This is a genomic window from Synechococcus sp. R3-13 (assembly GCF_047462195.1).
Classification (GTDB): Bacteria; Cyanobacteriota; Cyanobacteriia; order Thermostichales; family Thermostichaceae; genus Thermostichus.
This window is the reverse complement of the sequence record NZ_JANSIO010000166.1, coordinates 1-4,327: the sequence shown is the minus strand read 5'-3', so window position 1 is coordinate 4,327 and position 4,327 is coordinate 1. Positions and strand designations below refer to the sequence as shown.

At 56.8% G+C, this 4,327-nt stretch carries 5 protein-coding genes; 3 read left to right on the top strand and 2 right to left on the bottom strand.

Annotated elements, in window-relative coordinates; genetic code table 11:
- Positions 1-73 precede the first annotated feature (73 nt).
- Both NW856_RS05200 and NW856_RS05195 read right to left on the bottom strand, forming a co-directional pair.
- Entirely contained in the window at positions 74-1,108 is a 1,035-nt protein-coding gene (locus NW856_RS05200; protein ID WP_414399413.1) for an E3 ubiquitin ligase family protein, read from the bottom strand.
- Positions 1,109-1,380: 272 nt separating this feature from the next.
- Complete coding sequence (locus NW856_RS05195) at positions 1,381-2,274, bottom strand: LysR family transcriptional regulator (RefSeq protein ID WP_414374097.1); 894 nt, start codon at positions 2,272-2,274, stop codon at positions 1,381-1,383.
- A 174-nt stretch (positions 2,275-2,448) separates the two neighbouring features.
- On the opposite strand from NW856_RS05195, the gene NW856_RS05190 reads away from it, so the two are divergent.
- The 3 genes from NW856_RS05190 to recO all read left to right on the top strand — a co-directional run.
- Positions 2,449-2,913 (top strand): redox protein, encoded by a 465-nt coding sequence (locus tag NW856_RS05190; RefSeq protein WP_414343843.1) that lies wholly within the window; start codon positions 2,449-2,451, stop codon positions 2,911-2,913.
- A 205-nt stretch (positions 2,914-3,118) separates the two neighbouring features.
- The gene (deoC, locus tag NW856_RS05185) at positions 3,119-3,814 is read left to right on the top strand and encodes a deoxyribose-phosphate aldolase (protein ID WP_414399412.1); all 696 of its coding nucleotides are present in this window, start codon (positions 3,119-3,121) and stop codon (positions 3,812-3,814) included.
- The coding region (gene recO, locus NW856_RS05180; RefSeq protein ID WP_414399411.1) for a DNA repair protein RecO at positions 3,811-4,327 on the top strand (517 nt) is incomplete at its 3' end. The genes deoC and recO, both read left to right, overlap by 4 nt.

Genomic DNA, 4,327 nt, shown 5'->3' with positions numbered 1-4,327 from the left:
GGGCGGGGCTTTAGACCCAGTTTTTTGGTAACCCGAGGTTTCCCTCTCCCTGGACAGGAAGGCCGGGAGCCTATCAGCGATAAGGTTGCAGGGATTGCAGCAGGTAGAGCACGGTGAAAACGCCGATGCCCAGCAGGACGATGGACAACACCAGGTAGCTGCTGGCATTGGAGCGCTGCTCTTCCAAGAGGGCTTCAGGGGATTTGGGCGCGATCATGAACCGTCCCCCAGAAAGAGGTTTTCGGATCACGGGATCCCCTGCCTCGAAGCGCACCTGCCCCATGGCAAAGGCCATCGCATCCACCGGAATCACCCATTCCTTATAGATGAAAGAGCGAGTGGAGCGGTTTTCTGTTCTCACTTGGGAAAGGTAGCGCTTGAGATCGAAGTTGAAGCGGCTGGGGCCTTTTCCGGGAAAGACACGCTCATCCACAACCGCCATAGCCTCTACCTCCGCACCCGTGGGATCCACCCTCACCCTTCCGGTTTCGTCTTCGATGAAAAAAGGGATCTGGCGAACCACTGAGTGAAGGGTTTCATCTCTCGTTCTCGTCTCTCTCTCCAGGAGATATTCCCGGCCTGTGCTCGGATCGGAGTACACATTGTTGTAGTACTTTTGGGGAGAGCCTGCTTCAGAAAACGGCAATTTTTCGGGATAGGCTGGAGAGCCGAGCTTTTGTGGGTAATCGGGGTAACCAGGCTTCTTCTGGAAAGCATCCGAACCGGGGTAGCCAGAGCCGGGTTTTTGCGGAAAGGATGCCGCGCCGAAGTAGCCAGGGTTGGACTTTTGTGGGAAAGAATCGGAGTAGCCGGGATCAACCCTTTTCTGGAAAGAACTGGGGGCAGAATAGCCCAATCCGGGCTCCTTTGCGGTCATTCTCCCCGGATAGGATTTTGCCCGGGATCCCAAGCGCAGAGCGTTCTGGTATTCGCCTTCGCTGATCCGTTCGCTGTAGGTTACGTCGCCTTCGCTGTTCAAATACTTTCGATAGCATTCGACTTCGTCATACTCCCAAGAGATCTCGGACTTGTAGTAGACGCAAGGCTGTCGCGAAAATTCCGATACCAAAGGCCGATTGCACAAAATCCTGCCATAAACTTGGGCCAAGTTTGCTCCTTTTGCCTGTGGACTTGTCTGACCGAGATTGCGAAGCTCGGCTACCTTGAGCAACCGAGTGGTGGAGAGCTGTTGAACCAACCTTTGGGAGCGCAAATACTCAACACATGAAAGCAGAGAGCCGGGAAGACAAAGTAGCCCAAGCAGCGTCAGCCAGTTCATAGAGGCCTTCCTTTCCGGGGGGTGGGAGTGAAGTTGGCCTCATGCTAGCAGTTATCCATAAAACAGCATTTAAGAGGAGTTTAAGACAATCCCGAATGCGGTCAGTTCCGAACTTGACTTGGCAACTGAGACGGGTTTCCCCGCAAGGCTTCTAGGAAGGCAAATACTGCGGGCGGATGCAGCGCAGAGGCCAGAACAGCAGCTCCGATCACCCGCTCCAGTGGGATCGGCAGCCGACGGATCTGGATCCCTTCGGGAATGGGGATGGCGGCCAAGCGAGGCAAAATGGCAGCCCCCAGACCCTGCGCCACCATGTTCACAATGGTGGAGTCTTCCTTCACCAAGTAGGCCACCTTGAGGGTTTGGTGGGCAGCTTCCCAGTGGTTCCGCACCGCCGTGGTACATTCGGCGTAGTTGTAGAGAATGTAGGAAAAACGGGAAAGATCCTCCCAGGTCAAGGTTTCCGGCAGGGGCCCAAAACTCAGCGGAACCAACACAATGAATTCATCACGGGCGATCTCCCACGTCTGGAGATCCTCAGCAGCCCGCGGCAGGGGCAACAGGCCAATATCCACCTGGCCTGATCGCAACAGATGTTCGACAGTGGCCGGATCTTCTTCTGTGAGGGTGAGGGTAATCTGCGGAAATTGTTGGCGGAAGCGGGCGATCACCGGTGGCAACAAATGAGTTGCAGCACTGCGAAAAGCGGCAACCCGCACACTTCCCCCCCGCAACCCTTTTTCCAGGTTGGCCTCATAATCCATTTGTTCCCGCAGTTGCAGCATTTTGCGAACATGGCGCAGCAGTCGCTCCCCCACCGGGGTTAGGCGCGCCCCAAAGCGACCGCGCACCAGTAGAGTCACCCCCAATTCTTCCTCTAGGCTGGCAATGGCCCGGCTCACCGCCGACTGGGAAATGTGCAATTGCAGAGCGGCATCGCTGAAATTCCCCCGCTCCACCACAGCCACCAGGGTTTGCAGTTGTGAGATGTTCATGGATCCCATCTATTCGATCTGCGCATAGATGTGATGCTATCTCAGGTTTGAACCCTCCGCCGCACCTGACTAAACTACGACATAACTTCTCCTTCACACTGCGAAATAACGCGAAACAGTGTGAAATCATCTTTATCTTCCTGTCGTTGGTCAAGTGTCCCTATGTCGAGATCCATGTTTGCCCTATTGCCTTTCCATCAATTTCGAGATACTCCCGGCGTGCGCTTTTTCGACATCACGGTTGCGCGATCCAACGCCCGCGATTTGGTTTACCATGATGGGCCCGCCATCAGTCCCCCCAACAATCCGCAGGGCTATTGGCAGTTTTATATGCATCCACACCAGGAGGACAACTTGCTGGCTTTATGGGGCGGACGGACGTTTTACCTGGTGAATTTTAGCTGGAGGGATCCCTTCCATATTGTGCGCCTGGAAGCGAACCGAGGCATTTTGCGCATTCCTCCCGGCACTTTTCACCGTTCCGTCTCCGATCCAGAGGGATCCATCGTATTGAACCAGGCGGTGCGCGACGAAAAAGCCATCTTGGAAAAAGAATTTCGCATCTACGACAGCAGCCGTATTCCCCGATTGCTGCAGGTGACCTCGGCACCCGCCCCTTTGCCCCGCATTTGTGCCTGAGTACAGTTAACCCATGCCCCCCCGCGAGTCAATCAGGGCTCGCAATCGGGCAGCAGCCTGTGTGAGCTGTGCCGAGGGAATGGACACTGTGGGGTCGAAGGGATGCCCTGGTGGGTTGGCTGTGGCCAGAGGCTCAGCCCTCTTTGGGGATCCCTGCAGGTGAAAACTGAAGCTAGAGTAAAGATGGGTGCTGGGGGATCGACCAATGCTCTCTCTGGAGCGCAAGGGCATAGCGGATAGCTCGCTCAATTTGGCGGAGTACATCGACCATACTCTGCTGTTGCCGATGGTTACTCCAGAACAGATTGACCAGGGGTGTGAGATTGCCTTGCGCTATGGCTTCCCCACTTTTTGTGTTCCTCCTTGCTACGTGCCGCGGGTGGTGGAGCGGCTGCATGGATCCCCGGTCAAGGTGAGCACGGTGGTGGGGTTTCCCCTGGGCACAACCACTGCAGAGGCCAAGCTTTACGAGGCCCAACTGGCGGTGGAGCAGGGGTGCCGGGAGCTGGATGTCCGCATCAACTTGGCTTGGCTCAAGGCGGGGGAGCTGGATCGCCTCCATGCCGAGATTGCCCAACTGGTGGAAGAAACGGGGGTCTGCATCAAGGCCATTTTGGAAACGGCTCTGCTGACCGAGGAGGAGAAAAAGCTGGCCGGGGAGATTTGTATCGATGCGGGGGCGGCTTTTCTGATGACTTCCACCGGCTGGATGGGGGGGGCGACGCCGGCAGATGTGCAACTGTTGTGGCAACTCAGCCGCGGTAAAGTGGGGGTGAAAGCGTCGGGCGGCATTCGCACAGTGGCTCAAGCAGAGGCCATGATCCAGGCGGGGGCCAGCCGTATTGGCACCTCTTGGGGGCTGGAGCTGATGCAAGAGCTGAAAGCCAGAGGAACCCCATGAGTGGCCGCACCTACCGGGTTACGGGCATCAACCTGAAAGGGATCCCCCTGGGAGAGTCGGATCGGATTGTTACCATCTTGACTCGCGAGCAAGGGTTGATCCGGGCGGTGGCCAAGGGATCCCGTAAGCAGCCTTCCAAGCTGGGCGGGCGGATGGAGCCTTTTGTCATCAACGATTTGCTGATGGTGCGGGGGCGCTGGTCTGCCCAAGCAGATACCTCCCAGCGTTTACAGCGCATTGTCCAAGCGGAAACCCTCCAGACTTTTCCTCGTCTCAGCCGCAGCTTAGCCCATCTCACAGCAGCGCAGTATTTGGCGGAGGTGGCCTTGCTGTTGGCCTTGCCCGATCAAGCCCAGGAAGAGCTGTTTGTGGTGTTGGTCGAACACTTGGAACGCATCGAGCGGGCTGCTTCGGAACAGGCCGTTCTGCCCTTGCTCACCCATGGGTTGTATCACCTCCTGGCGTTGGCAGGGTTTGCCCCTCAGGTACAAGCCTGCTACTTCTGTCAAGGGG